Below are 2,606 nucleotides of genomic sequence, written 5' to 3' on the forward strand. Positions count from 1 at the left end.
CCACCAATATCTTTATATATGTTTTTCATAAGAATTAATAGCAAGCAAAAAGAATATATAAACACTATATATCAGTGATTTATATAAGTTACGCAAAAGGATAATGGATTCCTATTTTCGCTAAATAGGGCTAATTTTGTTACTTTGTTTGCTACTATTTTGTTACTTTGAAATTATATTTGTAATTTTGCAGGTGAAAAATGACCGAATAGTAACAAATAGAACTTCACATGAGCACTACAAAATCTCATATAACGCTTAAATACAAGGAGATGGAAAACGGAAAGAAGTCCATCTACCTTGACTATTACAAGGACGGAAAGCGCATACGCGAAACCCTCCGTCTCTATTTGTTACCCGAAACATCCAAGAAAAACATCCGCACGAACAAACAGACGATGAAAGAGGCGGAAGCCATCCGTACTGAAAGGGTGAACGAATTGTTCACCGCTTGTTTCGGCATAGAGGTCAAAGAACCTTCCGGTATGAGCATAGGTGAGGCTGTTGACGAATACGAAAAAATCGTTTCCTCGAAAGGCGATGCTTCTACCGCCACAAACATAAGAGGTATGAGAAAGGCAGTGGCGGCTTATCGTGGGTTAGACACGAAGGTGGTTGACATTAACGAAGATTATTGCGATGGACTGGTTGATTTTCTGCACAAGGACTATGCCGGACAGTTCGGGAAAATCAGCATGACAACGGCAAGGGCTTACATTTATCTTTTCAGCAGCACACTCAACAACGCAGTCACCAATGGGATTATCGGTGTGAATCCTCTCCGTTTCGTGAACATTCACGGGCGCATCACAAGGGAACGTCCGCTGAAAAAGTTCCTGACCGTGGATGAAATAAAGGTTTTGATGAATACCCCATGTCCCGTAATGTCAAGACCGCAAGTCAAACAGGCTTTCATGTTGAGCGTCTTCACATATCTGTCCTTTGCCGATGTCCTTTCACTCAAATGGAAAGACATAAAGACGAACGAAGGCAAAACAACCATTGAAGTACATTCAAGAAAATCATCCATCCCGTTGACCGACATATCAATGCGGTGGCTACCCGAAACGACAAGCCGTCGTGGACTGGTATTCAAGGGATTGCCGAAGAGTACGGAAATATTGAACATCCTACATCTTTGGGGCGAGAAAGCCGGGCTGAAACAACCGCTGAATTTCAGGCTTGCGCAAAACACCTTTATATATCTATTGCTCACCACCGGTACCGATATTGGAACTGTCTGTTGTATGCTTGGGATGACACCTAAGACGATGAGGGGGTATATGAAGATGATTACTGCCAACCAGCAACCTGAAAGCGAAACAGTACCAGTTATACCTGTCGAATAATAAACAAAATAAATAAAACACCATGCCCAGACCAAAGAAAGTAATCAAGGCGAAAGAGCCTGTCCGCATCCGCTTCAAGGAATTACAGAACGGAAACAAGTCAATCTATCTTGATATTTACCGTAACGGGAAGCGGACGTATGAGTTCCTGAAACTCTACCTTGTCCCAGAACTTGATCCTGCCAGCCGTGCCATGAACCAGCACAACATGACATTGGCGAACAAGATTAAGGCAGACCGCATCATAGAACTAATCAATAATGAAAAAGGCGTTTCCAACATCATGTTGCGTGGACGTATCAAGTTGTCCGAACTGCTTGACCTTTACGCAAGGTGGCTGGAGGACAATGGCAAGCATACCACAATACGCAGTGTAAACTGCATCCGAAAAGCGACATCCCAATTCCGTGGTGACGTTCCCCTCAGGATGATAGACAAGGACTATTGCATGGCGTTCATGAATTTCCTTCGGAACGATTACAAGGCGAGGACGAACCGACCCATTACCATGACTACCGCCGCCGGATATGTTACGGTGCTCAGTGCCATGCTGAACTGGGCTGTGCGGAATGACTATCTGTCCGAGAATCCTTTCACGCACATAGCCGCAGCCGACCGCATTCACCGCCCTGAAAGCAAGCGTGAGTTCCTGCAGATAGATGAATTGAAGAAACTGATTGCGACGGAGTGTCCCACCCGTCCCGCCGTCAAGCAGGCTTTCCTGTTCTCCTGCTACTGCGCCCTGCGTATCAGCGATGTTGTCAGCCTGACATGGGGCGACATCCACAAGGACGGCGACCAATGGAGGGTGTTCACAGTAATGGAAAAGACAAAAGACCCTATATATCTGCCGTTATCCCAACAGGCGATGAAGTGGCTGCCAGAGCGTGGCGATGCAAAGGATGAAGACAAGGTTTTCGACCTTCCCTCAGAGAGCCGTATCTGCATAATCCTCGACAAATGGGCGAAAGCGGCAGGCATAACCAAGCATGTAACCTATCACGTGAGCAGACACAGCTTCGCAACGATGATGCTGACCCTTGACGTTGACATTTATACCACGAGCAAGCTGCTCGGACACAAGAACATTGCCACCACGCAGATATACGCGAAAATTATCGACCAGAAGAAAGACGAGGCGGTCAACCGTGTCAATGACATTTTCAAAGACTAACACTTATATATGCGATGAAACGAATCTCCGATAATTTCCTTACGATGCTTTTGCCGCTTACAGTCGTAGCCGCAACCGCATTC

Annotated in this window: 2 protein-coding genes; both read left to right on the forward strand. The window is 45.6% G+C overall.

The window, feature by feature from the left end:
* Nucleotides 1-230: 230 nt before the first annotated feature.
* Nucleotides 231-1,349, forward strand: a complete 1,119-nt coding sequence (locus tag Q0Z70_RS13485) for a site-specific integrase (RefSeq protein ID WP_214445612.1) — start codon at nucleotides 231-233, stop codon at nucleotides 1,347-1,349.
* Nucleotides 1,350-1,371: 22 nt separating this feature from the next.
* Nucleotides 1,372-2,523, forward strand: coding sequence for a site-specific integrase (locus tag Q0Z70_RS13490; protein ID WP_298075328.1), 1,152 nt, complete (start codon nucleotides 1,372-1,374; stop codon nucleotides 2,521-2,523).
* Nucleotides 2,524-2,606: the final 83 nt, after the last annotated feature.

This window comes from uncultured Bacteroides sp., assembly GCF_947632445.1.
Taxonomy (GTDB): Bacteria; Bacteroidota; Bacteroidia; order Bacteroidales; family Bacteroidaceae; genus Bacteroides.